Origin of the sequence: Achromobacter sp. ACM04, from assembly GCF_014851465.1 — a bacterium.
GTDB lineage: Bacteria > Pseudomonadota > Gammaproteobacteria > Burkholderiales > Burkholderiaceae_B > Achromobacter > Achromobacter aegrifaciens.
Genome location: NZ_JACUZS010000001.1, coordinates 2,099,335 through 2,124,380 on the forward strand (window position 1 = coordinate 2,099,335; position 25,046 = coordinate 2,124,380).

Genomic DNA, 25,046 nt, shown 5'->3' on the forward strand with positions numbered 1-25,046 from the left:
CTGACAGCAAGACGGGCCACGGCGGCTATCATGAGCGCCTGAGCAGCAATACCGGCAGGTAAGGAACCATGGACAAGATCCGGCTAGACAAGTGGCTATGGGCCGCGCGCTTCTACAAGACGCGCAGCCTGGCCGTGCAGGAAATCGGCAAGGGCCGGGTGTTGGTGAACGACCAGCCCGCCAAGCCCGCGCGCGAAGTCGCGCCAGGCGATCTGGTCACAGTGCGCAAGGAGGACCCGGCGCTGCATGTACGGGTGATGGCCGTCAGCGGCGTGCGCGGCCCCGCCCCCGTCGCGCGCCAGCTCTACGAGGAAACGCCCGAAAGCGTGTCGGCGCGTGAGCGCGCAGCGGAAATGCGCCGCCTGGCGCCCGAGCCCGCGCTGGGCATAGAAGCCGGACGCCCGACCAAGCGCGACCGGCGGCTGATAGACCAGATGCGGGGCAAGTAAGTCCCCGGGCGCCGCCGGAACGCGTACGCATGTCCCGGCCGTCTTCCACGGCGCTCAAGCAGCCTCGTCCCCCAACACCGCCACTGTCTGCACGCTGGTGTACTCCAGCAGCCCTTCCAGCCCATTCTCCACGCCCAACCCGGACTGCTTGCGCCCGCCGAACGGCACGTCCGGCGACATGGCGTGGATATGGTTGATCCATACCGTGCCGGTTTCTAGGCGCCGCGCGATGGACCGCGCCAGCGCCAGGTCCTTGGACCACACCGACCCGCCCAGTCCATAGTCTGTGTCATTGGCGCGTTGGACGACCTCGTCGATGTCCCGGTATTTCAGCAAGGGCAGCACCGGTCCGAACGCCTCTTCCACCACGCTGCGCGCATCGTCCGGCGGATTGTCCAGAATGGCGACCGGCACGAAATAGCCCTTGCCTTGCGGAATGTCGCCACCGGCCAGAAAGCGCACGCCGTTGCGATGCGCATCCGCGATGAGATCCTTGACCCGCTCGTACTGCGGGCGGTTCTGGATCGGCCCCAGGCCAGTCCCCGGCTGCGCGCCATCTCCCATGACGACGCCCCGGGCGTGTTCCACCAACGCCGCGGCGAACTCGTCATAGATGGATTCATGCACATACAGCCGTTTGGTGGCCAGGCAAAACTGCGACGAATTTCGGAACGCTCCCCAGAACAGCTTGGCGGCCGTCTCGCGCACGTCCACGTCCGGCAGCACGATGGCGGCATCGTTGCCGCCCAGTTCCAGCGTGATGCGTTTGAGCCTGCCGGATGCGCTCTGCATGACGCGCCTGCCCGTCGCGGTCGAGCCGGTAAAGGCGATCTTGTCGATGCCCGGATGCTCGGTCAGCCAGGGCCCCAGCCGGTCTCCGCCGCACACCACGTTCAGCACGCCTGGCGGCAGCAGGTCGCGAAACAGTTCGCCCATCTTGAGCGAAGTCAGCGGCGTGAATGGCGACGGCTTCAACACGACGGTGTTGCCCGCCAGCAAGGCCGGGGCGATCTTCCAGATGGCCAGCGTCATCGGAAAATTCCAAGGCGCGATCGCCGCCACCACGCCGATAGGCACATGGCGAGTCTCGAACACGCGGCCGGTGCCGTCGTCCAGCCGCGTGGCGGGCAGATCGCGCGCCGCGGTCGCGCGCAGCCAGGCGACGCAACGGCCGACCTCGGCGCGCGCGTCGGCGTGAGGCTTGCCCTGCTCGCGCGTGAGCAGGCGCATGAAGCCTTCGGTGTATTCCTCCAGTCTGTCAGCCATGGCAAGAAGCGCTGCCTGGCGCCGTTCCAAGGCCGTCTCGCTCCATTGCGCAAATGCGCGCGTCGCGGCCGCGACTGCTTCGTTCAACTGCGCCAGCGACGCGTCCGGCACGGTGGCAATGCGTTCCTCCGTGGCGGGATTGAGCACATCGAAGGTTTGCACCGACGTTTCCGCGCGGCCATCCACCGTCATGGTGTAACCGGAATCCAGATTCAGCTGCATGGTTCTATGCCTGTTTCGCGTTGGGTTGTTCGGGACAAAGGACCTGGCGCCCCACCACGCGGCCAGCCGCCAGATCGAGTAGCGCTGCCTGGGCGTCCTGCAGGCAACGGCAGGAAATCGGAATGGCGCGCGGCCCGCGTTCCCGCACCAAGGTCATGAGTTCCTGCAATTCGGCCAGCGTGCCGATGTAGGATCCTTCGATGCTGATGGCGCGCATGGGCACCAAGGCCGGCGACAGCGGCAATTCCCCGCCGAACAGCCCGATCAAAATCAATTGCCCGCCTTTGGCCAGCAGATCCATGCCCTGCTTCACCGTGCCCGCCGCGCCCACGCAATCGATCACCGCCCAGATCTCGCCCGCGGCGCGTCGAACCTCGTCCAGCGCGTTTGCGGCATGCGCGTCCACGGCAAGGCTGGCGCCGGCGGCCAGCGCGGCGCCCCGGCGCGCCCCATCGGGTTCCAGCACGATCACCTGCGGACACCCCAAGGCGCGCAGCAAGCTCACGCACATGAGGCCCAGGCCGCCTGCGCCGACCACTACGACAGTTTCCGCCTGCAGCACCTCCGGCGCAATCTTGCGGATGGCGCTGTAGGACGTCAGGCCCGAGCATGCGTAGGGCGCGGCCTGCTCTGGTCGCAGGTCGCCGATATCGATCAGGTAGCGGGCGTCCGGCACCAGAATATGGTCGCTATAGCCGCCCGGCCGAAAGATCCCCAGGAAGCGCGGTGCGGCGCACAGGTTTTCGCGACCGCGCCGGCAGACCTTGCAGTCGCCGCAACCGATCCATGGATACACCAGAAAGCGCTGTCCCGCGACAACCCCATTTGCGTCTGGCCCGGCGGCGACCACCACGCCCGCTGTCTCATGGCCCAGAGTCAACGGCAGCGTGACGCCGCGCTGCTCCACGCGCAGGCGCTTGTCGCCGCCCAGATCGTAGTAGCCCTCCCACGTATGCACGTCGGTATGGCATACGCCCGCGGCAAGCACCCGCAGCAACACCTGCGCGCCCTGCGGTTCGGGCGCCGGGCGCTCGATGGGAACCAGCGGCTGACCAAATTCGGTTACGTCATAGCTGATCATCGCATCGCCTGCTTGATCAATGGGCAGCCGCCGCGGTCTTCGGGCCGGAATGCGACGTCGCCCGGGATGACCGCCACCTGTTTGTACAGATCCCACTCGCCGCGGGATTCCTCCGGCTTCTTCACTTCGAACAGATACATGTCGCGCACCACCCGCCCGTCCGCGCGCAGTCGTCCGTTGCGCGTCATGAAATCGTTGATGGGCGTCTCCCGCATCTTGGCCATCACGGCGTCGGCGTCCTTGGTGCCGGCCGCCTTGACCGCGTTCAAATAATGCAGCACCGCGCCGTAGGTACCGGCCTGGGTCATGGTCGGCTTGCGCCCGACCTTGTCCTGGAAGCGTTGCGACCAGGCCCGCGTGGCGTCGTTCTGGTCCCAATAGAACGCCTCGGTCAACAGCAGCCCCTGGCCCAGGGGCAGTCCGATGGACTTCACGTCCGAGAGGAACGCCAGCAGCGCCACCAGCTTCTGCTGGCCGCCCGGCCGGCCGATACCGAAGTCCGCCGCCTGCTTGATCGCGCTGATCACGTCGTTGCCGCCCAGCGCCAGGCCGATGATGCCCGCTTTGGAAGTCTGCGCCTGCAGCAGATAGGAACTGAAGTCCGGCGTATTCAGGGGCGAACGCACAGCCCCCAGCACCTTGCCGCCGTTCTTCTCGATGACCGCGGAGGCGTCGGCCTGCAGCGCGTAGCCGAACGAGTAATCCGCAGTCATGAAATACCATTCCTTGCCGCCCTGTGCGGACACCGCCGCGCCCGTACCGTTGGCCAGCGCGTAGGTATCGTAGGTCCAATGGACGGTGTAGGGCGAACACGCCTTGGCGGTCAATTCCGAGGTCGACGCGCTCGTCACCATGACGATCTTTTTCTTTTCGCGGCCGAGTTCGCTGATGGCCAGCGCCAGCGCCGACGTGGGCAAGTCGGTGACCATGTCCACGCCATCCTGGTCGAACCAGCGCCGCGTCGCCGCGCTGGCGACGTCGACCTTGTTCTGGCCATCGGTGTACACCAGCTCGACCGGCTGGCCCAACACGCTGCCGCCGAAATCCTGCACCGCCATGCGCGCGGCCTCTACCAGTCCCTTGCCGCCGATGTCGGAATACGCCGAGCTCATGTCCGCCATTACGCCGATCTTCACTGGGCCGCCGGCTGGCTGCGCTTGTGCGCCTGCCGCAACGATAGCGGCGCCCGCCAACGCGTACACCGTTTTCACGATTGCCATCGATATGTCTCCGTTATGAGTAAACGCCATTTGCGCAGCAACTGGCCTATTGCCCCGGCCCGAGTCCTTTTGTATCGTAGGCACGCATTTTTCAGCTTCGTCCAAAGCGACGATTTTCGTGTTGCTTGCGGGTTTCCCCCGAGCCGGCGCGCAGTCGTTCCTCACCCAACAGGCAGATCATGCGCCCTCTGTTTTCGCCCGGACATGCGCTGGCCAGCGGCAAGCTCGGCATCCCCGCTGCCCACGCCGACCACATCCCGCGTGAATCGCTGTGTGCACTGGTCTGTGCGCCCGGCAGTCCCAAGATCGTCCTCGCGCGCGGCCCCGCCGGCTATGGCAAGACCACGCTGCTAGCCCAGTGCCTGGCCCGCTTGAGCGCGCAATCCGTGCGCGGTGCGTGGCTGACGCTGGACCGCGGCGATAACGATCTGCCGCGCTTTCTGCGATGCCTGACCGCCGCGCTGGAACCCTTGGCCGCACCGCCCGGGGCGCTGGCGAACATGGAGGCCGACGACGCGCTGGCGCTCGCCCTCATCGAAGCCATCGCTACGCAAACCGCCCCCTTTGCGCTGGTGCTGGACGAGTTCGAGTCCATCGTCGCGCCAGGCGTGCTGGACTTCGTGCAGAACCTGATCAACCGCCTGCCGCCACAGGGCCGGCTGCTGATCGGGTCGCGTCACGCCACCGGCCTGGAACTGGGACGCTTGCGGGCCGACGGCCGGCTGCTCGAAATCGACGCCGCCCAGCTTTGCTTTTCGCTGGACGAGACCACCCTGTTCTTCGCCCGGCGCAACCCTGCGATCACGCGCGCCGAAATCGGCCAGCTTCATCACAAGACCGAAGGCTGGATCGCCGCGCTCTGGCTGGCCTGCGCCTCGCTGGCGCGACAGGACTCCGCCTCGGCGTTCATCGAACGCTTTTCGGGCAGCGACCAGTCCGTCTCCGACTATCTGGCCCAGGATGTGCTCGCCGGACAGACGCCCGAGTTGCGGCGCTTTCTGTTGCGCACCAGCATCCTGAAGCAACTGAACGCGGCGCTATGCCAGGCTTTGCTGCCGGACCTGGACTGCGGCAGCATCCTGCGCGAACTCGAAGACGGGCAGATCCTGCTGTCGCGCTCCTCCGCGGATGCGGCTCAATACCGTTACCACGGCCTGTTCGCGAGCTATCTGCAATCCAGACTGCGGCAGCAGGATCCAGCGGACATTCCCGCGCTGCATCTGGCGGCCTCCCGCTGGTACGCCGAGCAGGGCCGTCCTGTTCCTGCCATCGATCATGCCATCGAAGGCGGCGACTTCGATCAGGCCCTCGCCTTGCTGGCGACACACGCGGAAGCGCTGCTGGCCGAGGGGCGCATGCGGCTGCTCTCCCGCTGGTTCACGCAATTGCCCGCGGCCGTCCTGGCCCGCCGCCCGGCGCTGCAGGCGGTGCAGGTGTGGGCAACCTGTTTTACGCGGGGCGCCAGCGAGGCATCGCTGCAGATGGACGAGCTGAGGCTGGCTTGCAGCCCCGATCCCGACGTCCGCGCGCACGTGCAGGCCCTGCGGCCCTTGCTGCTCTCCATGACCGATCGCCACGAAGAGGCCTACGCGCTCGGCATGCCCGGCATCGCCGCCGCGGCGAACGCATCCACCTTCGCCGCGACTGCCTTGGCCAATGCCATGGCCAACGTCGCAGCCGTGCTTGGCCGCTACCAGGAAGCGCAACAACTGCTGGATGCCGCCCGCCGCGCGCAGAGCCTGGCCGCCAGCGCCTTCAATCAGATGTATTCCGAAGCGGTGGAGGGCATCATCGACCTGCAGGAGGGCCGCATGCGTCAGGCTGGCGCGCATTTCCGCATGGCGGTCCACTCCACCCGCAAAGGCGCGTACGGCCAGGCCAACGGCAACGCCTGGGCCGGCGTGCTGTACGCGGCCGGGGTATACGAAGCCGGCGATCTGGAGCAGGCTGCCCGGCTGTTGCGCGTCTACGTGCCGCTGGGGCGGGACACGGGACACCCGGACCATCTGATACTCGGTTATGTGATGCTGGCGCGCATCGCCTTTCTGTCGGGCGACATCGTGCAGACCTTTTATCTGCTGGGCGAACTGGAGTACCTCGGCCATCAACGCCGCCTGCCCCGGATTGCAGGCAGCGCTCGCGTGGAGCGCGCGCGCGTGCTGCTGCTGCAAGGACACCCGCAGGCCGCGCACGACGAGCTCAGGCGCGCGGAAGACGACGATCTGTGGGCTCGCATCGAAACGCTGCGCCTGCCTTCCAACGACTTGCTGTACCCGCGGCTGGGGATGCTGCGCGTGCAGTCCTACACGGGCAGGCCCGGGGATGCGTTGCGCCAGCTGGATGCGGACATTGCGCGCGCCGTATCGGCCCGCCGCGTCCGGCGCGCCTACAAGTTGGGGATATTCCGCGCCGTCGCCCTGGCGCGCGCGGGCGATGAAGCGCAAGCCCACCAGCAGCTGACAACCTTGCTGGACACGGCGCAGCGCGAGGGACTATGCCGCGTGCTGGCTGACGAAGGCAGCGCCTTCCTCTCGCTATTGCCGCGCTTTTTCTCCTCGCCAGTCGGCTGCGCATGGTTGAATGGCTGCGCGTCAGCCCAGGCCTGGTTCAACCGTTTCCAACGCCATGCCTGGATGCCCGTGGACGCCAGCCCGGCCGCGCCAGCCGCCGAGCGCGCGCCGGCCGACGCCTTGACGGCCAAGGAACTGAACGTGCTGCGCCTGGTCGCGGACGGCCATTCCAACAACGCCATCGCCCAGCGCCTGTTCGTATCCGAAAGCACCGTGCGCACCCATCTGCGCAACCTGAACGTAAAACTGTGCGCCGACAGCCGCACCCGCGCCGTGGCCCTGGCGCGCGAAGCCGGTCTGCTGTAAGGCCGGGACTGGCTGGCCTGCCGGCGATTAAGATAGGGACTTTTGCGCGTGTCCATCATGAAAAGCAGTTCTACAGGCGGCCTGGTCTATTCCACCGACGGCGGCCGCATGTGCCCCGAATGCCGCAAGCCGCTGGCGCAGTGCCTGTGCAAACAGGCACAGACGATTCCCGCCGGCGATGGCGTGGCCCGCGTGTCGCGCGAAACCAAGGGGCGCGGCGGCAAGAGCGTCACCGTGATCAAGGGCCTGGCACTGGACGGCGCGGCGCTGAATGCGCTGGGCAAACAGCTGCGCAACGCCTGCGGCTCCGGCGGAACGGTAAAGGACGGCGTGATCGAAATCCAGGGCGACCACTGCGAGCGCGTCATGGAATCCCTGCAAAAACAAGGCATCCGCGCCAAGCGCGCGGGCGGCTGACACCGACGGAGCACCAGCGATGACCGAACCCCAAACCAGCGCCGTCGCCAGTTGGCACGCCCATGTCTATTTCGACGCCGCCAGCCGCGACGCCGCCCACGCCCTGCGCGAACGGATCGCCGCGCGCTTCGCCGGCCAGATGGAGCTGGGGCGCTTCCATGAGCGCCCCGTCGGCCCGCATCCCCAGTGGAGCTACCAGATTGCCTTCACGCCCGAGCGCTTCGCGGAGATCGCCACCTGGCTGACGCTGCACCACGGGGCGCTGGATGTCTTCATGCATCCCAACACAGGCGACTCCCTGCGCGACCACCGCGACTGCGCGGTGTGGATCGGACGCAGCTACACGCTGAACCTGCAGGCGCTGGGCGCCTGAGCAGCTACAGCGCGCGGCCCACGATCAGCGAATCCAGCGCCATCATGGGATCGCTGCTCTTGCCTTCGTACGGCAGGCGGCTGAGCACGTAGCGCATCGCGTTGATACGCGCGCGCTTCTTGCAGTCGGACTTGACCACCACCCAGGGCGCATCGGCCGTGTCGGTGTGCGCGAACATCGCCTCCTTGGCCCGGGTGTAGTCGTCCCATTTGTCCAGCGAGGCCAGGTCCACCGGGCTGAGCTTCCACTGCTTGAGCGGATGCACCTTGCGCTGCAGGAAACGGCGGCGCTGCTCTTCCTGGCTGACCGAGAACCAGAACTTGATCAGGTGAATGCCGCTGCTGACCAGATGGCGCTCGAAATCCGGCACCTGGCGCAGAAAGTCCAGGTATTCGTTCTGGGTGCAGAAGCCCATTACGCGCTCCACGCCGGCGCGGTTGTACCAGGAGCGGTCGAACATGACGATCTCGCCCGCGGTGGGCAGATGCTGCACGTAGCGCTGGAAGTACCACTGGCCCTTTTCCGTATCGGAGGGCTTCTCCAATGCGACCACGCGCGCGCCGCGCGGGTTCAGGTGTTCCATCATGCGCTTGATGGTGCCGCCCTTGCCGGCGGCGTCGCGGCCTTCGAACAGGATCACGACGCGCTGGCCGGTGGCCTTGACCCAGGCCTGCAGCTTCAGCAGTTCGACCTGCAGGTTGTACTTCTGCTTTTCGTAGTTACGGCGCAGCATGCGGTGGCGATAGGGATAGATGCCTTCGCGCCAGTCCGCGGCCAGTTCATCGTCAGGATTGCGGCGCGTGCGCGGCGCTGCCGAATTGGCTTCCAGCAGCGCGCGATGCACGGCCTGCGCGTCGTCCGGCGACAGTTCCTCGATGACCGAGCGCAGCGCCTCGCGCGCCTGGGCCGGTGCGCTGACGTTGTAGCGACGGGCGATATCGGCCAGCACGGCCACCGTCTCCTGACGCGCGGCGTCCTGGCGCGCGACGACGCGCTTGCGCACATCGAGAGCCGGCTCGGCGGCGGCCGCGGCCGACACGGCGTCGCCCGCCGCGGGCGTCTTGGCCGCGCGCGGCTTGCGGCTGGTGGTCACTGGCGTGACGACGGTCTTGACTACCGTCTTGACGGCCGGCTTGGTGACCGCCCTGGTGTCAGCGCCTGCGGTCCGCTTGGCCGCGCGCTTGCGCGGCGTCTCGGCTACGGCTTGTTCGGTGGCTGGCGTTGTCTTGTCTGTCATCGATCCTGTCCTCGCTACGCTGATCGTCCTGCCCGCGCCTGTCAGGCTTGCGCCTGGGGCCGCTGTCGGGAAAAGCGCAAACGCTACTCCGAGCCCAGCCCTGCGGATTTGACTTCGATCAAACGTTGTAACATTTTTGCAGAGCGCAAGGCCGCTACACTGGCCTCCCGTCACCCGCCCCTGCGCCATGTGGTCATTCATCAAACGGCTATTAGCTGGCCCGACCCCGCCCCAAGATCCCCTGCGCGAAACCCTGAGCTTCGATGAAGCCGGCTTCACGCGCAGCAGCGAACTGGCGCGCGCGCTGGGCCAGCGGGAATTCTGGCCCTGGAGCGAGATCCATGAATTCGGCTTCCGCTATACGCAGGCCGTCTTTCCCGACCCCTGGTCGGGCGACTACATGGAAGGCCTGTGGTTCCTGCGCGTGCCCAGCGACGGCGGCGGGCTGATGGCCATGGAGTTCGACGAGGCCACGCTGGACGCCGAACGGCTGCCTCCCGCCCTGCAACGGAACATGCCCGGGCTGGACATGAACGCACTGCGCGCGGGGCTGGCCGCCGCCGCGCGCGGGCCACGCAACTTCGAGGACAGTGGGGAATGGGTGGCGTGGCGGCGCGCAGCCGCTACACCCGGTCCAGGCCCTGCTTGAGATCGGCCAGGATGTCCTCGGGCGTCTCCAGGCCCACCGACAGCCGCAGCAAGCCCTCCGACAGCCCGTAGCGTTCGCGATCCTCGGCCGAGTAGCTGGCATGCGTCATGGACGCGGGATGCTGGATCAGGGTTTCGGGATCGCCCAGGCTGACCGCGATGCGCGCGAGCTTCAGGTTGTTGAGCAGCGCGCGCCCCGCCGCCAGTCCGCCCTTGAGTTCGAACGCGACCAGGCCGCCGCCGGCCGATTGCTGGCGACGCGCGATCTCCGCGCCCGCCGTATCCGCCAGGCCGGGATAGAACACGTCGGCCACCGCGGAATGCTCGCGCAACAGCCTGGCCACCTTCAAGGCGGATTCGCTGTGGCGCGCCACGCGCAGCTCCAGCGTCTTGATGCCGCGCAGCACCAGGAAGGCGGTGAACGGCGACAAGGTGGCGCCCGTGAAGTAGCGCAGCCCTTGCAGCCGGATGGCGTCGATGTGTTCCTTGCGCCCCAGCACGGCGCCGGCCAGCAGGTCGCCGTGGCCGCCCAGGTACTTGGTGGCCGAATGCAGCACAATGTCGGCGCCATGCTCCAGCGGACGCTGCAGCACCGGCGTCGCGAAGGTGTTGTCGACGATGGTCAGCAGCCCCTTGCCGCGGGCAATGGCGGACACCGCCGCGATATCCACCAGGCGCAGGTTGGGATTGGCCGGCGTCTCGAAATAGACCGCGCGTGTCTTGGGACCGATGGCCGCGGCTACGGTCTCGGGGCGGGTGAAGTCGGCGAATACCGCGCGCACGCCAAAGCGCGCCAGTCCCTGCGTGAACAGGGTGAAGGCGGTGCCGTACACAATCTGGTCCACGACGATTTCATCGCCGCTTTGCAATAGCGAGAACAGGGTCGCCGAAATCGCCGCCATGCCGGACGCGGTCACCACGCCGGCTTCGGCGCCTTCCAGCGAAGCCAGGCGCTCTTCCAGCAGCGCCTGCGTCGGATTGCGGGTGCGGCCGTAGACGTAACCCTGCTTTTCGCCCAGGCGGATCTGGTCGAAGGACTCGATGCCGTCCTGGGTGTATGTGGAAGTCAGGTAGAGGGGCGGAGACAAGGCGCCCTGCTCGTCCAGCGGGTCATAGCCCAGGTGGATCGCGCGCGTGGCAAAACCGTGTTGCGGGGACTCGGACATTTCAGCGTTCCTGTATGTTCGGGTAAGGCCGGGGCGCACAGCCCCGGCGCGGAATCAGCGTTTGTGGTCGGCGCGGCGCGACAGCCATTCACCGGTGAATTGCACGATGGAGACCAGCGCGATCAGGATCACGATCACCTCGAACATCACGCGCGTCTCGTAGCGTTCGTAGCCATAGCGGATCGCCAGATCGCCCAGGCCGCCGGCGCCTACGGCGCCTGCCATGGCCGAGGCGTTGATCATTGCGATGACGCTGACGGTCATGCCGCCGATGATGCCCGGCAAGGCTTCCGGCAATAGCACGTGGCGCACGATGTGCCAGCGACGGCACCCCATGGCCCTGGCGGCCTCCACCAACCCGTGGTCCACGTCGTTCAGGCTGACCTGGGCGATGCGCGCGAAGAACGGCACCAGATTGGCCGACAGCGGCACGATGGCGGCCCACGTGCCCAGCGTGGTACCCACCAGGAAGCGCGTGAACGGCAGCATCGCCACCAGCAGGATGATGAAGGGGATGGCGCGGAAGGTATTGACCGTCACCGACAGGACCTTGTTGAAGCGCGGCCTGGGATAGAGATTGCCCGGCGCGGTGACGGTCAGCACCACAGCCAGCGCCAGGCCCAAAACGATGGCGATGACGGCAGAGACGCTCACCATCGCCAGGGTCTGCAGGAACGCCTGCAGGTATTTATCAAGCATCGGCAGCGACATAACCCAGCACCTTGATCTGATCGGCCACCAGCGCGGCGCGCGCGGCCTCTTCCTGTAATGCGTCCGCAGGCACGGACACCAGCAGGCTGCCCTGCGCATGGCCGCGCAAGCGGTCCAGTCCGCCATGCAGCAGCGTCGCACCGGCGCCGAGCGCGGCCAACGCCTGCAGGGACACGCCATCCGGACGCCCCTGCCCCGTAAAGCGCAGCCGCAGCACCGCTATGCCCGCGCGGCCCTGCAGGTCGGGCACCAGCCTGCCGGCAAGATCGGCGGGCAAGTCGTGCTGCAAGGGCCGCAGCAAGGCCCGCGTGGCATCGGCCTGGGGATTGCCGAACACGCGCCAGACCTCGCCTTCCTCGACCTTGCGGCCGCCATCCAGCACCAGCACCCTGTGGCAGACCTCGCGGATCACCGCCATGTCGTGCGTGATCAGCACCACCGTCAGGCCCAGCTTGCGGTTGATGTCCAGCAACAAGGCCAGGATCGACTGCGTGGTTTCCGGGTCCAGCGCCGACGTGGCTTCGTCGCACAGCAGGATCTCCGGTTCATGCACCAGCGCGCGGGCGATGCCCACCCGCTGCTTCTGGCCGCCGGACAGCTTGGCCGGATAGACATCGGCCTTGTCGCGCAGCCCCACCAGTTCCAGCAGTTCCTCCACCCGAGCCCGCGCCGCGGCGGGCCTGACGCCCGCCACGCGCAAAGGCAAGGCCACGTTCTCGGCCACGGTCTTGGCCGACAGCAGGTTGAAGTGCTGGAAGATCATGCCGATGCGACGGCGCAGCCCCACCAGCGCGTTCTCGTCCAGGCCGCCCACATCCACGCCGTCCACCCGCACCCGGCCGGCGCTGGGCCGCTCCAGCATGTTGATGGAACGCAGCAGCGTGGACTTGCCTGCGCCGCTGCGTCCGATGATGCCGAAGACCTCGCCGCGGGCGATGGAAAACGACACGTCGGACAGCGCGGCCACCGGCCCCTGCGCGCCCTCGTAGCGCTTCTGCAGCCCTTCGAACACGACGTGCGCATCAACGGCCTGCGGTCGCGGTGCGGCGTCGGCCAGCTCGGCCATGGAGAATTCGTGTTGCATCATTGCCCGATTCCGATCTCAGAAAACCGGAATCACCGAGCCTTCGTACTTGCTCAGGATGAACTGGCGCACTTCCTCGGAGTGATAGGCCTTGACCAGTTCAGGCACCCAGGGCGCGTTCTTGTCCTGTTCGCGAACCGCGATGATGTTCACGTAGGGGTTGTTTTCCTTCTTCTCCACCGCGATGCCGTCGCGCGTGGCGATCAGCCCGGCCTGATAGGCGAAGCTGTTGACGATGGCCGCGGTGTCCACGTCCGGCAGCGAGCGCGCCAGCACCACGGAGGCGCTTTCCACGAAATTGAGCTTCTTGGGGTTGGAGGTCACGTCCGCCAAGGTCGCCGTGCCGGTGGCCGGATCGAAACCGTCCTTCAACGTGATCAGGCCCTGGTCGCGCAGGATGACCAGCGCGCGCGTCTGGTTGCTGGGGTCGTTGGGAATGCCGACGCGGGCGCCTTCGGGCAGCTCATTGAGCGACTTGTACTTCCTGGAGTAGAACGCGATGGGCGAGATCAGCGTGTTGGCCACGGATACGAGCTTGTAGCCGCGCTGCTTGATCTGGTCGTTCAGGAAGGGGATGTGCTGGAAGGCGTTGGCGTTCAGGTCGCCATTGTTGAGCGCCTCGTTCGGACTGGCGGTGCCTGTGATCACCACGGGCTCCACGGCCAGGCCGTTCTTCTTGGCGACCTGGGCCACCACCTCCCAGATCTGCTCGTCGACGCCACCGCGCACGCCCACCTTCAGGGGTTTGGGATCGGCCGAGAAAGCCGGGCCATGGAACATTGCCGCCGAAGCCAGCACCGCGCCCAGCAGGCGCTTGAAGAAACGGGAAGTCATGTTGGAATCGCCTCTCAGGCTATGCGGTTATGAGAGAAACGATTCTAGGGAGGGGGACGGACCCCGCGAACGAATAGTTCGTTGAGTCCTTATTACAGGGGCGTTTGGTTATGGCGGCTGGGCATATGGTCCCGGCACATGCGCCGCCGCGCAGATCAGAAGGGTTTGACGACCACCAGCGTCACGATGGCCGCGGAAGCGATGACGGTGAAAGGCGCGTACAGATCCACCAGCGGCGGACGCTTGGCGCTGCCATTGGCCATGCGCCGCAATGCCGCGCTCTGGATGCCGAGCAGCGCCGACAGCGCCAGCGCGAAGCCAACCTTGATCCAGATCCAAGTCATCGCGAACCAGCCGAAAGTCAAGGCCAGGTGCAGGCCGACCAGCCAGGTCAGCACCATGGCCGGCGTGGTCACGTAGAGCGTCCAACGGCGCAAGGCGCCCAGCATCTTGCGTTCTTTGGGCGCTTCTTCGCTGTCCTGCGGCTGCGAGGACAACAGGAACAAGGACACGAACAGCGATCCGCCCAGCCAGGCGACCACGGCCGCCACGTGGAGCATTTTCAGGAGTTGATAGGTCATGATGCCCGCGATTATCGCCGGATGCGGACCGCGCCGCGAGTCGGCGCGGCGCATCCGTTTGCGCTACGGCAAGCGGTGCCCCGCAAGGCTGCCTTACTTGGCCGCCTCGGGGCTGGCCGGGGCGGCCGCGCCGGATGCAGGGGCCGACGCCGGAGCGGGAGCGGTCGAAGCGGGCGCGGCGGATGTCGGCGCGGCGGATGTCGGCGCGGCGCTTGCCGGCGCGGCGCTTGCCGGAGCGGCGGACGCGGGCCCACCAGGTGCAGGCGCTTTTGGAGATTCGCTACCGCCGTTGGCCGCGGCCGGATTCAGGGTATCGGCTGGCTTGTCCGGAGATTCCGCGGGCTCGGCCGGCGCGGCCTTGGGCTGCGCCTTGGCACGGCTCGCGGGCGGATGAGGCGCGGCGGCCGCCTGCGCGTCCGGCAGGAAACGCTGCAGCAACTGGAAGAAACCTTCGTAGAACTTGGGTCGTGCAACCGTCTGGCTGCCCGTCTTCACCAGCGAATCGTCGCTGGAGCCGAACGGCATGGACACCTGCCCCAGCACGCTCACCCCCACACTGGCCGAGCTGTTGGTTCGCTTGATCGAATAGCGGTCCTGCACCGCGTTGGCGAACACCGTGGCGCGCTCGTTCGCGCTGCCGTCGGAGGCGCATTCGATGTTGAAGGCGATCTGCGTATGCTGGCCGTTCTCGTCCTGGAAATTCTTGTGCCCCGTGACCCGCGAACCCTCGAACTTGTCGATGTTGTAGCCCTGGCTCAGCAAGGCGCGGCGGCCCGCGTCGCAGGCGGCGACGTTACTTGCTTCGACGGTGCGCGAGTAGGTGTTGTTCTGGGTGAAGTCTTCTTTTTCGAACTCTGGCTTGGGGGATGAGCATCCCGCCAGGACGCCCACCAGGGCAACGGACAGGGCCAGCGACGAACTGCGGGAAAAACGGGGCATGAATTGGAGGAACAGTAATGCGTCAAGCGTCCGTTATAGCGCATCCCCGGCACCATTTCTTTTACGAGGAATGTGCAGTTCAACGGAGAGGTAACAGAGTTCAAAAAAGGGCCGCATCGCGACCCGGGCAGCCGCGTTCAGGGCGACACGCGCGCCGGCGCAAGCGGCGGCGCCTCCTGCGCCTCCAGGTTCAGGCTGCGCCGGTAGTGCTTGCAGCCAGCGGCGAGCAGGCCGATGCACAACACCGCGGCCACGCCAATCAGGACCGAGATGGATTGCCCGACTGCCGCCGGGTTCTTGAACAACCGATCAGTCAGCATGGCCACGGCGGTGGTGCCCAGGCCCAGCCCGATCAGGTTCGAGATCAGCAGGAATAGCGCCGACACCTGGGCGCGCAGCTGATTGGGGGGCAGGATCTGCATCGCAGCCGTCGAGGTCGGCATGGGGAACGAGGCGAAGAACATGGCCGGCAGCAGCAAGCCCACCGACCACCACAGGGAATCGACCTGGGTGAAGATCACCGCCGGCAAGGCCATGCCGGCCGCGCCGATCACGCCGGCGCGCAGCGGCGCATCGCTGTAGCCGCGCTTGGCCAGCCAGTCCATCAGCCAGCCGCCGCAGAACACCCCGGCGGTGTTGGCGACGAGCACCACCACGCCCAGCATGTAGCCGGCTTCCGAAGGCGACATGCCGAACTTGCGCATGTAGAACGCGGGCGTCCAGCCCAGCAGCGCGAACAGCACCATCGCATAGAACGAGAAGCCCAGGTAGTGGCAGAAAAAGGTGCTGCGGTGGCGGCCCAGGAAGCGGAAAGTATCTTTCATGGCGGGCTTCTGCACCTGCCCCGAGGCATTGCGCCGCAAGCCCAGCCGCTGCGGATCTCGCACCGTCAGCAGGATCAGCAGCGCGATCAGCAGGCCTGGCAATCCCACAATGAAGAAGGTCACCTGCCAGGGCCGCATCGCGCCTATCCAGGGCAAGGCAACGGTATCCACGCTCTTGAGCAGGTTGATGACGTAGCCGCCGATCAGGAATGCCATGCCGCCGCCGATGAACGAGCCGATCGAATATATCCCGACTGCGCGCCCCAGCTTTTCACGCGGAAACATGTCGCTGAGCATGGAGTACGTGGCAGGCGACAGCGCCGCCTCGCCCACGCCCACGCCGATCCGCGCAAGAAACATCTGCGCGAAATTGCGCGACAGGCCACAGGCCGCCGTGGCCAGGCTCCAGAATGCGACGCCGATCGCGATGATCTTGGGCCGCGAATAGCGATCCGCCAGCAAGGCGATCGGTATGCCCATGAAGGCGTAGAACAAGGAAAACGCCAGGCCGTGCAGCAAGCTGAATTGCGTGTCGGACAGCTGCAGGTCGTGCTTGATGGGCTCGATCATCAGCGCCAGGATCTGCCTGTCGACGAAGGAAAATATGTACGCTAGCATGCATATCACCACGACATACCACTCGTAGGCGTAGCTAGGTTTTGATCCGTGCCGCGGGCTGCCGTCAGTCATGGTTTGTTTCCCTTGTATGGTGGTGAGATCTGCCCATGCCCAAGGACCGGGTCGCGTCTCACTTGCTTGCAGGCCCATCTTTTGTAGGTCTTTGCGCAGCCAGCCTCTATACGCCTGACGCAATGACTGTTCCCGCTGCGCAGGAAAGCATGTTCAACGACACCAATCCGCTGGACCGCCATTGCTTGCTGGACTCGGGCAACATCGCCGAGATCAAGGACCAGGTCAGCCAGCACCTCTGGTCGCACCGCATGTGCGTCCCCCCGGGAAAACCCCTGCAATCCCGCCTGTACGGCGTCTTCTTCGGCAATGCGGCCTTGTTCGATCTGCACTATGGCGCGGAAGTCGAGATCGACGCCGGCGATATCGCCAGCTACTACCTGATCCGAATCACGCTGCAAGGCTCCGGGCTGATCACGCTGGGCAAGCGCAGCGCGTCGATGAGCGCGGGCAGCTTGACCATTTCCTCGCCGTCCGAGCGCAGCGTGATCCGCATCGGCCGCGACTGCCGCAACCTGATCCTGCGCATCGAGCGCGAGGCGCTGGAGCGCCAGCTGCAGCGGCTGCTTGAACGCCCTATCAAGCAGGCGCTGGTGTTCGACCTGCAAATGGATGCCGACGCTTCCGGACCGGTGGCGGTGCGCGAAACGCTGGACTATCTGTGCCGGCTGTACCGCCATCCCGCCATTGAAGGCGTCACGCAAACGCTGGCCGCCGGCTTTTCAGACTACCTGCTGACGCTGCTGCTGACCCAGCTGCCGCACAACTACTCCGAGGCCTTGCAGGCAGACCGCCGCCAGCCGTTGCCGCTGCACGTGCGGCGCGCGCGCGATTACATAGAAAGCCATCTGGACCAGCCGCTATCGCTGATGGACCTGGCGGCCTACTGCGGCGTCTCCGTGCGCACGCTGCAAAACGGCTTTTCGCAGTTCCTGAAGCAGAGTCCCAGCGACTACGTGCGCAACCAGCGGCTGGCCCAGGTGCACGCGGCGCTTGCGCAAGCCGGCGAAGGCGATAGCGTCACCGACATCCTGCTGCGGCACGGCATTTCCAGCTTCGGGCATTTCGCCACCCACTACCGCAAGCGCTACGGCTGCCTGCCGTCGGACACCCTGCGCCAAAGCAGGCATTAGGCGTCGGACGGCAGCGCCAGATTCGCTTGCCGGATCGGAACGCCGCTTGCGCGTTCGGCGCAGCCCCGCCTGCGCGCCGCCGCTAGGATCAAGGCTCCATCTGACGGAGCTTGACCATGAGAATCAGCGTCATAGGCGGCGGCCACGGCTGCTACGCGGCAGCGGCCGAGCTGTTTGAGAAAGGCCATCACGTGCATTGGTGGCGCAGGGACTGGTCGGCCTTCCAGGGCTTGCGGGATGCGGGCGCGCTGACGGTCACCGACTATCGCGGCAGCCGCCAGGTTCCGCTGGGCGACGGACCGCGGCAGTTGCAGCTGGTGCGCGACCTGGCCACAGCCGTGGAGCATGCGGAGCTGCTGGTCATTCCCCTGCCTTCCACCACCCACGAAGCGCTGGCGCGGGAATTGGCGCCGCTGCTGCGCGACGGCCAGGTCGTGTTCCTGCCGCCTGGCACCTTCGGCTGCTACGTCTTCGCCCACGCCATGAAAGACGCGGGAAACGTCGCGGATACGGCCTTCGCCGAAACCGGCACCCTGCCCTATCTGGCCCGCAAGCATGGCGAAAAGGTCGTGATCAGCGGCTACGCCACCCGTCTGCCCACCGGCGTCTTTCCGCGGCGGCTGTCGAAGCAGGCGCTGGCCGTGGTCCAGCGCGCCTACCCCAGCATCGAACCGATAGAGGACGGACTTTCGGGCGCACTGATGAACGCCGGCCCCATCATCCATCCGCCGCTCATCATGATGAATGCAGGGCCGCTGGAACACTTCGACAAATGGGACATCCACAACGAAGGCACCCAGGCCTCCATACGGCGCGTGACCGACGCGCTGGACGCGGAGCGCATCGCCATCCGTGTGGCCCTGGGCTATGCCGCGCCCCACTTCCCGTTGGCCGACCACTATGCCGCCGAAGGCGATGAATGGATGTACGGCCGCGGCGCCCATGGCAAGCTCACCGACAGCGGCGACTGGCGCGAGGACATAGACCTGCACACGCACCGCTACATGCTCGAAGACACGCGGCTCGGCCTGTCATTCCTGGTGTCCGCCGGCCGCTGGGCGGGCGTGCCGACGCCGGTCGCGCAAGGCCTGCTGAGCCTGGCCAGCGCGGTCACCGGCCGCGACCTCTACGCGGAAGGACGCACATTCGAACGCCTGGGCCTGGACCGCCTGTCGCACGCGGACATGCGCCAGCTTCTGGCCGAAGGCTGCTGACACGGAGATACAAGCCATGAATGAAAAAATGTGCGTAGTCGGCGCCGGCCGCATGGGCGTGGGCATCACGCTGTCATACATCCATGCGGGACTGGACGTCACGCTGATAGACATCAAATCGCGCACGTCCGCCGAGCAGGCCGGGTACTTCGCCCGTGTGCGGGACGATCTGCGCCGCGAGCTCGGCATCCTGTGCAGGCTGGGCTTGCTCGACGCCGCGCAGGCGGAGGTTGCGCTGGCGCGCGTGCGCCTATGCACGCGCGAGGATGCGGAGGCAGACCTGCGGCAGGCGCGCGTGGTGTTCGAAGCCGTGCCTGAACGCCTGGACGCCAAGCGCGATGCCTTTGTATGGCTGGGAGCGGCCTGCGCGCCGGACAGCATCATCGCGTCCACCACGTCCACCTTTCTGGTCACCGAGCTGGCGGAACTGGTGCAAAACCCGCAGCGCTTCCTGAACGCGCACTGGCTCAACCCCGCCTACCTGATACCGCTGGTGGAAGTGAGCCGCGGCCCGCAGACCAGCGAGGCCGCGACGCAAGGGCTGCTGGCAGCGCTGCGCCTGGCGGGCAAGAAGCCCGTGCAGTGCGCCCCCGCCGCGGGCTACATCGTGCCCCGCATCCAGGCCCTGGCCATGAACGAAGCGGCCCGCATGGTGGAGGAAGGCGTGGCCAGCGCCGAAGACATCGACACGGCCGTGCGCCTGGGCTTCGGCCTGCGTTTTTCGGTTCTGGGGCTGCTGGAGTTCATCGACTGGGGCGGCGGCGACATCCTCTACTACGCCTCGCGCTACCTCGCCGATGCCATCGATCCGCGCTTCGCCTCGCCTGCGGTCATCGCCCGCAATATGGAACAAGGGCGCAACGGGCTGCGCGACGGCCAGGGCTTCTATGACTACGCCGGCATGGACGTGAATGCCTACAAGATGGAGCGGCTGGCGCAATTGTGCAAGCGCCTGGAAGTGATGGACCTGCTGCCCCGCTACGGCGCGGCGAGGCAGCCGCCCGCGCGATAGCGGGCCTATTGCTCCAGCTCGCCCAGGATCCGGTACGCCAGCCGGACCCTGGCCTCGTTGGGATAATTCCGGTTGGCCAGTATCACGATGCCCAGCTTCTTCGACGGCACGAACGCCACATAACCGCCGAAGCCATTGGTCGAACCCGTCTTGTTGATCCACACGGTCTCCTGCGGCGGCAGCGGCGGGTTCAACGCCGCCACAGGCTGGCTCTGGCTGTTGTAGTTGCCGGCATTGGCCGTCAACAGCGCGTCCAGCGTTGCCGGATAGCGCAATTGCTCCCAGGCCAGGTCCTGGGTCATGTCGCCCAGCTGGTAATAGCCGACGTGTGTCTGCGCGATTGCGCCGCGCAGTTCGGCATCCGCGAGGTTCAAGCCCATGTTCGCGTCGACGAAACGGATCAGGTCGCGTGCGCTGGTCTTCACGCCGTAGGCTTCGTCGGCCAGCACGCCGGGATTCACGCGCACGGGCGCATTCTGCTTGTTGTAGCCCTGCGCGTAGTCCGCCATCCTGGCGGCGGGCACGTCGATGTAGGTGCTGGTCAGGCCCAGCTTGGGAAACAGGTCCCGCTCCATGGCCGCCTTGAACGGCCGGTTCAGGCTCTTGGCCGCCACCATGCCCAGCATGCCGATACTGGGGTTGGCGTAGGTGCGATACGTGCCAGCGGCATGCTCGGGCTTCCAGGCCTTGAGATAGGCCATCAGCTGCGCCTGGGTCTTGATCGCGTCGGGCACCTGCAAGGGGAAGCCGCCGGTCGTGTGCGTCCCCAGGTTGATCAGGCTCAGCTTGGCGAAGTCGCTGCCGGCGAGCTCCGGCAGGTACTTGGCCGGACTGTCGCTCAAGGCCAGGCGGCCGCGCACCTGTGCATAGGCTGCCAGGGTTGCCGTGTAGGTCTTGCTGATGGAGCCGATCTCGTACAGCGTATCGCTGCCGGCCGGCCTGCCGGTCTGCCTGGACGCCACGCCATAGTTGTAGAAATGCTGTGCCCCGTTGCGGGTCACGGCGATCGACATGCCCGCAATGCCGTGTTCGCGCATGACGGCCTGGACCGCCTCGTCGACCTTGCGGTCCGTCTCTGCCTGGCCGGCCTGCGCCAGCGCGCAGCCTGCGGCCATCAGCGCAAACAATCCCGTGCGCAGCATGCTGTTCAAGCGCATTCTCGTCATTCCCTGTCGTGTCGGATCCGTGGCGCCGCGACGGCGGCGCGCATGCATCGTAGCGCGATGCGACGCCTTATTGGTACTAACCCTTGGTCTCATCCCAGGGGAATTTGGCTATTCTCGCCTCGTCGATCCAAAACCCCGCAGAAGAGACCTGCCCCCGCGGCAGGCGCCGACGGAGCAACCGCCCCGGAAACTCTCAGGCAAACAGGACTGCGCGGTCTAGACAATCTGGAGAGAGGCGCCAAGCGCGCCCACCGAAGGGGAACCCGCCGCCGTCTGCGCCGCGGGTGAAGCTCTCAGGTACAGAGACAGATGGGGTGCTGCGGCCGGGTGGCCGCGGCCACTCAATCTGGAGCCATCATGCCCCGCATCGCCATCATTGGCGCCGGTATCACCGGCGTCACGTCCGCCTATGCCTTGAGCAAACTGGGATATCACGTCACTGTCTATGACCGCCAGCGCTATCCGGCCATGGAGACCTCCTACGCCAACGGCGGCCAGTTGTCGGCCAGCAACGCCGAGGTCTGGAACAGCACCGCCACCATCATGAAAGGCCTGCGCTGGCTCGGCCGCCACAACGCGCCGCTGCTGCTCAATCCCCGCTTCAGCTGGCACAAGTACTCCTGGCTGGCGCAGTTCATCGGACAGATCCGCAACTACCGCCGCAACACGATCGAGACCACCCGGCTGGCCATCGCCGCGCGCCAGCATCTGTACGCCATGGCGGAAGAAGAAGGCATAGATTTCGACCTGGAGCGCCGCGGCATCCTGCACATCTACCACGACGCCGCCAGCTTCGAGACCGCGCGCCGCGCCAATGCCCTGCTGCAGGAAGGCGGGCTGGAGCGCTACGCGGTGTCGCCCGAGGAAGCGCGCAGCATCGAGCCCACGCTGCAAACCGCCTGCCATGGCGGCTTCTACACGCCTTCGGACGCCACCGGCGACATCCACAAGTTCACCAGCGGCCTGGCCCGCGCCTGCGAACGCCGCGGCGTGCGCTTCGCGCAGGACGCGGACATCCGCAACATCAGCCTGGACGGCGCGCCCTACGTGCTCGACGTCGTACGCGAAGGCGGCACGCGCCGCGAACAGCACGAGGCCGACGCCATCGTCGTCTGCGCCGGCGCCGTCAGCCGGCAGTTCGCCAGGCAGCTGGGCGACACGCTCAACATCTACCCGGTCAAGGGCTACTCCATCAGCGTGCATCTGGACGACGCCGCCAGCCAGGCGGCCGCGCCGCGCGTCAGCCTGCTGGACGAAGCCGCCAAGATCGTCACCAGCCGCCTCGGCGACCGCTTCCGCGTGGCCGGCACGGCGGAGTTCAATGGCTTCAACATGGACATCCGCGCGGAGCGCGTGCAGCCCCTGGTGGACTGGACCCGCAAGCACTTCCCCGGCATCCGAACTTCGCGCGTGGTGCCGTGGTGCGGGCTGCGGCCCATGACTCCGAGCATGATGCCCCGCGTCGGCCCGGGCAGGCGGCCCGGCGTGTTTTACAACACGGGGCATGGGCACCTGGGCTGGACCTTGTCGGCGGCGACGGCGCAGATGCTGGCAGCTAGCGTGAGGGAGGGGGTGGGAGAGGCTTGAGCGGGTGAACGCGGCGCCTGGAAAGGCGCCGCCAGACTCACAACACCAGCGCAGCTTCCCTGCCCGCCTCGGCACGCAGCGGCTCCGCATCCAACCCCTGCCGGGAAATGTCCTTACACACCTCCCCATCCTTCATCACCAGCAAGATCCGCTCCGGATCCACCAGCAACGACAGATCCTTCAGCGGATCCCCATCGACCATGACCACGTCCGCCAGATAGCCAGGGCGCAGCATGCCCAATTCGTGCGGACGTTGCATGATCTCGCCGCCCAGCCGGGTGGCGGACACGAGCGCTTCGGTCGGGGTCATGCCGATGTAGTCCACGAAGTACTGGAGGTCTCGGGCGTTGGTGCCGTGGGGCATCCAGGCAAAACCGTAGTCGCCGCCGGGCAGGATGCGGATGCCGCGCTTGTGCATCTTGCGCAGCGACTCCGAGGCGATTTCCAGCTCGCGCTTGTAGCCCATCTGTTCGGCGATGGCGGGCGTGATGCCGTACTCGGACGCGTTGAAGGCGGTGCGGATCAGCCAGCCTATGCCGGGCGCAACGAAATGGCGGTCCTTGTTGGCTTCCAGCATGTCGAGCGCCTCTTCGTCGGCGAAGCTGGCGTGGTAGATCATCTCGATGCCATGGCGCACGCATTGCTTGACTGACTCGCTGGAGCGCGCGTGCGCCGCGACCCGCTTGCCATAGCGCTTGGCCTCGTTCGCCAGCATGGCGATCTCGTCTTCGGCGAAGGGCGACATCTCGGCCGGCAGGCCGGCGATGTACTCGCCCGACAGGTTGATCTTCAGGTGGTCGACGCCGTACTTGATGAAGGTGCGCGCCGAGCGCCGGATCTCTTCGGGGCCACAGCACACGCTGCCGAAGCTCAGTTCGTCGAACGGCATGTGCGGCAGCGAGTTGTCGCCCAGCGCGCCTATGGTGGTGATCTCCTGGCTGCCCGCCAGGTAGCGCGGCCCCGGGCATTCGCCGGCATTGATGGCATTGCGCAGCACCACGTCCAGGCGCGGCTTGGCCGCGGCCGCGCCGATGGCCGAGGTCCAGCCCATTTCCAGATAGCGTTTGGCCACGCGCACGCACCAGAGTATGTGCTCTTCCGGCGGCATGAACTGGATCGCGGCCAGCGTGGGCTGGTCGTTCCAGGAAAAATGCGTATGCGCTTCCGTCATGCCCGGCATCAGGAAGCGGCCGCGCCCATCGATGATGCGCGCGCCCTCCCGGCTCACCTGCTCGGGCGTGCGCGCGACCTGCGAAATGCGCGCGCCGTCGATCAGCACCTCGCCTTGAAAAGGCTGCTTGCCGCTGCCATCGAAGATGACGACGTTGGTAATGGCAATTCTGGACATGACAGGTCTCCTCCGGCCCGCGTTTGGGGGCCGATTTCTTATGTTGAAACGCCAGGAAAACGTGGCTTAGCGCAGCGCCGCGTGGAACTCCCGCAGGGCCTCGGTGCAGGCCTGGGGCTTTTCGTAAGTGGTCCAGTGGCCGCATCCGTCCAGCACGATGCGGCGGCTGCCTGCCATGCGCGCGGCCAGGGCTTCGACATTGCCGGGCGGCGCCACGCCGTCCTGATCGCCGGTGACCAGCAGGGCCGGTGCGCCGATAGTCTCGACGGCGGCCGGCTGCGCATCCGCCAGCGCCTCGCAGCTCTGCGCATAGCCTTGCGGCGGTTGGCGCATCACGCTCTCGCGCACGAGCGCCAGCACGGCGGGTTGATCCTGCTTGGTCTGGGCGCTGGTCGCGCCTTTGACGATGGCGTCGGCGATCTCCTGCATGGCCGCGTCGCCGCCGCGCGCCAGCTCCGCACGCGCGCGGATGCCGGGCCGGCCCGCGTCGGGCGGAGCGGCCAGCGGGCCGAACAGGGCCAGCGACTTGACCCTGCCCGGATGCGCCACGGCAAGATGCTGGGCCACGACGGTTCCGAGCGAATGGGCGGCGACATGCGCCACATCGATATCCAATGCGTCCAGCAGTCCGACCAACGCGTCCACGTAGGTAGCGATGGACAGGCGCTTTTCGCCCAGCGGCGAACGAGCGCTGCCCGGTAGATCAGGACGGATCACGCGGAAACCGTCGAAGGCGCCCATGACGGGCGTCCAGGTATTCGAGGAACCGCCCAGGCCGTGTATGCACAACAGTGCCGGCCCCTCGCCGTCGATTTCCACGGCCATGCCGTTGACGTGTTGCGTGCTCATGCTGCCGCCTCCCTTTATCTGAACAGTCGCTGTTTGCATCGGCACCGCGCCGGCAATTTTTCAGGACTGTATCGGCGCAGGCGGTGGCGCGCTTATCGCTGCGTGCGCGGACTTATCGC

23 protein-coding genes and 2 riboswitches are annotated in these 25,046 nt (G+C 66.6%); of the genes, 9 read left to right on the forward strand and 14 right to left on the reverse strand.

The features are described 5' to 3' along the window. The first annotated feature begins 68 nt into the window (after positions 1-68). The gene (locus IB259_RS09760; RefSeq protein ID WP_175164246.1) at positions 69-449 is read left to right on the forward strand and encodes an RNA-binding S4 domain-containing protein; all 381 of its coding nucleotides are present in this window, start codon (positions 69-71) and stop codon (positions 447-449) included. Between the two features lie 54 nt (positions 450-503). On the opposite strand, the gene IB259_RS09765 is transcribed toward IB259_RS09760, so the two are convergent. From IB259_RS09765 to IB259_RS09775, 3 genes are read right to left on the reverse strand one after another with little or no spacing between them, the layout of a single operon-like run. After that, positions 504-1,937 (reverse strand): aldehyde dehydrogenase family protein, encoded by a 1,434-nt coding sequence (locus tag IB259_RS09765; RefSeq protein WP_192328680.1) that lies wholly within the window; start codon positions 1,935-1,937, stop codon positions 504-506. Between the two features lie 4 nt (positions 1,938-1,941). Continuing rightward, positions 1,942-3,018: an alcohol dehydrogenase catalytic domain-containing protein gene (locus tag IB259_RS09770; protein ID WP_192328683.1), complete on the reverse strand. Its 1,077-nt coding sequence runs from the start codon at positions 3,016-3,018 to the stop codon at positions 1,942-1,944. Then, positions 3,015-4,238: an ABC transporter substrate-binding protein gene (locus IB259_RS09775; protein ID WP_054452695.1), complete on the reverse strand. Its 1,224-nt coding sequence runs from the start codon at positions 4,236-4,238 to the stop codon at positions 3,015-3,017. Before IB259_RS09775 ends, IB259_RS09770 begins: the two co-directional genes overlap by 4 nt. Positions 4,239-4,417: 179 nt before the next feature. Between IB259_RS09775 and IB259_RS09780 the strand changes: the two genes are divergently transcribed. From IB259_RS09780 to IB259_RS09790, 3 genes are read left to right on the forward strand one after another with little or no spacing between them, the layout of a single operon-like run. Next, positions 4,418-7,114 (forward strand): LuxR C-terminal-related transcriptional regulator, encoded by a 2,697-nt coding sequence (locus IB259_RS09780; protein WP_225596790.1) that lies wholly within the window; start codon positions 4,418-4,420, stop codon positions 7,112-7,114. A gap of 57 nt (positions 7,115-7,171) precedes the next feature. Then, positions 7,172-7,531 carry a translation initiation factor Sui1 gene (locus tag IB259_RS09785; protein ID WP_054453658.1) on the forward strand — a complete coding sequence of 120 codons (360 nt, stop codon included), beginning with the start codon at positions 7,172-7,174 and terminating at the stop codon, positions 7,529-7,531. 19 nt (positions 7,532-7,550) lie between these two features. Further along, positions 7,551-7,904: a DOPA 4,5-dioxygenase family protein gene (locus IB259_RS09790; protein WP_119449945.1), complete on the forward strand. Its 354-nt coding sequence runs from the start codon at positions 7,551-7,553 to the stop codon at positions 7,902-7,904. 4 nt (positions 7,905-7,908) lie between these two features. Here the strand turns inward: IB259_RS09790 and ppk2 are convergent, their stop codons facing one another. Then, positions 7,909-9,141 carry a polyphosphate kinase 2 gene (gene ppk2, locus IB259_RS09795; protein WP_054452704.1) on the reverse strand — a complete coding sequence of 411 codons (1,233 nt, stop codon included), beginning with the start codon at positions 9,139-9,141 and terminating at the stop codon, positions 7,909-7,911. A 187-nt stretch (positions 9,142-9,328) separates the two neighbouring features. Here ppk2 and IB259_RS09800 point away from each other — a divergent pair, with 187 nt between their 5' ends. Further along, the gene (locus IB259_RS09800) at positions 9,329-9,790 is read left to right on the forward strand and encodes a hypothetical protein (RefSeq protein WP_166738276.1); all 462 of its coding nucleotides are present in this window, start codon (positions 9,329-9,331) and stop codon (positions 9,788-9,790) included. On the opposite strand, the gene IB259_RS09805 is transcribed toward IB259_RS09800, so the two are convergent. The 7 genes from IB259_RS09805 to IB259_RS09835 form a co-directional block, all read right to left on the reverse strand. Then, positions 9,765-10,955 carry a PLP-dependent aspartate aminotransferase family protein gene (locus tag IB259_RS09805; protein WP_192328686.1) on the reverse strand — a complete coding sequence of 397 codons (1,191 nt, stop codon included), beginning with the start codon at positions 10,953-10,955 and terminating at the stop codon, positions 9,765-9,767. The two genes, IB259_RS09800 and IB259_RS09805, sit on opposite strands and share 26 nt — an antisense overlap. Before the next feature lie 54 nt (positions 10,956-11,009). Further along, on the reverse strand, positions 11,010-11,666 hold the full coding sequence (locus tag IB259_RS09810; RefSeq protein ID WP_059372625.1) for a methionine ABC transporter permease: 657 nt from the start codon (positions 11,664-11,666) through the stop codon (positions 11,010-11,012). Then, positions 11,647-12,753 carry a methionine ABC transporter ATP-binding protein gene (locus IB259_RS09815; RefSeq protein WP_054452714.1) on the reverse strand — a complete coding sequence of 369 codons (1,107 nt, stop codon included), beginning with the start codon at positions 12,751-12,753 and terminating at the stop codon, positions 11,647-11,649. The genes IB259_RS09810 and IB259_RS09815 overlap by 20 nt, the downstream gene beginning before the upstream one ends. Positions 12,754-12,768: 15 nt before the next feature. After that, a complete protein-coding gene (locus IB259_RS09820; RefSeq protein WP_054452716.1) occupies positions 12,769-13,584 on the reverse strand; it encodes a MetQ/NlpA family ABC transporter substrate-binding protein in 816 nt (271 codons plus the stop codon). A gap of 155 nt (positions 13,585-13,739) precedes the next feature. Further along, complete coding sequence (locus IB259_RS09825) at positions 13,740-14,165, reverse strand: CopD family protein (protein WP_192328689.1); 426 nt, start codon at positions 14,163-14,165, stop codon at positions 13,740-13,742. A 93-nt stretch (positions 14,166-14,258) separates the two neighbouring features. Next, positions 14,259-15,104, reverse strand: coding sequence for a DUF2242 domain-containing protein (locus tag IB259_RS09830; protein ID WP_192328692.1), 846 nt, complete (start codon positions 15,102-15,104; stop codon positions 14,259-14,261). 137 nt (positions 15,105-15,241) lie between these two features. Further along, positions 15,242-16,618, reverse strand: coding sequence for an MFS transporter (locus IB259_RS09835; RefSeq protein WP_082400869.1), 1,377 nt, complete (start codon positions 16,616-16,618; stop codon positions 15,242-15,244). 122 nt (positions 16,619-16,740) lie between these two features. Between IB259_RS09835 and IB259_RS09840 the strand changes: the two genes are divergently transcribed. From IB259_RS09840 to IB259_RS09850, 3 genes are all read left to right on the forward strand, one after another. Next, entirely contained in the window at positions 16,741-17,751 is a 1,011-nt protein-coding gene (locus IB259_RS09840; RefSeq protein ID WP_225590295.1) for an AraC family transcriptional regulator, read from the forward strand. 116 nt (positions 17,752-17,867) lie between these two features. Further along, positions 17,868-18,965, forward strand: a complete 1,098-nt coding sequence (locus IB259_RS09845) for an NAD/NADP-dependent octopine/nopaline dehydrogenase family protein (RefSeq protein ID WP_192328695.1) — start codon at positions 17,868-17,870, stop codon at positions 18,963-18,965. A gap of 16 nt (positions 18,966-18,981) precedes the next feature. Next, a complete protein-coding gene (locus tag IB259_RS09850; RefSeq protein WP_175163114.1) occupies positions 18,982-19,977 on the forward strand; it encodes a 3-hydroxybutyryl-CoA dehydrogenase in 996 nt (331 codons plus the stop codon). A gap of 5 nt (positions 19,978-19,982) precedes the next feature. Here IB259_RS09850 and ampC read toward each other — a convergent pair whose 3' ends face one another. Then, positions 19,983-21,143 (reverse strand): class C beta-lactamase, encoded by a 1,161-nt coding sequence (gene ampC, locus IB259_RS09855; protein ID WP_370528696.1) that lies wholly within the window; start codon positions 21,141-21,143, stop codon positions 19,983-19,985. Between the two features lie 128 nt (positions 21,144-21,271). Beyond that, positions 21,272-21,363: riboswitch (glycine riboswitch) on the forward strand. A gap of 1 nt (position 21,364) precedes the next feature. Then, positions 21,365-21,456: riboswitch (glycine riboswitch) on the forward strand. A 44-nt stretch (positions 21,457-21,500) separates the two neighbouring features. On the opposite strand from ampC, the gene IB259_RS09860 reads away from it, so the two are divergent. Further along, positions 21,501-22,730, forward strand: coding sequence for a D-amino acid dehydrogenase (locus IB259_RS09860; protein WP_119449954.1), 1,230 nt, complete (start codon positions 21,501-21,503; stop codon positions 22,728-22,730). A 37-nt stretch (positions 22,731-22,767) separates the two neighbouring features. Here the strand turns inward: IB259_RS09860 and IB259_RS09865 are convergent, their stop codons facing one another. Beyond that, the gene (locus IB259_RS09865) at positions 22,768-24,078 is read right to left on the reverse strand and encodes an amidohydrolase family protein (protein ID WP_175181816.1); all 1,311 of its coding nucleotides are present in this window, start codon (positions 24,076-24,078) and stop codon (positions 22,768-22,770) included. A gap of 66 nt (positions 24,079-24,144) precedes the next feature. Continuing rightward, entirely contained in the window at positions 24,145-24,927 is a 783-nt protein-coding gene (locus IB259_RS09870) for an alpha/beta fold hydrolase (protein WP_192328701.1), read from the reverse strand. Positions 24,928-25,046: the final 119 nt, after the last annotated feature.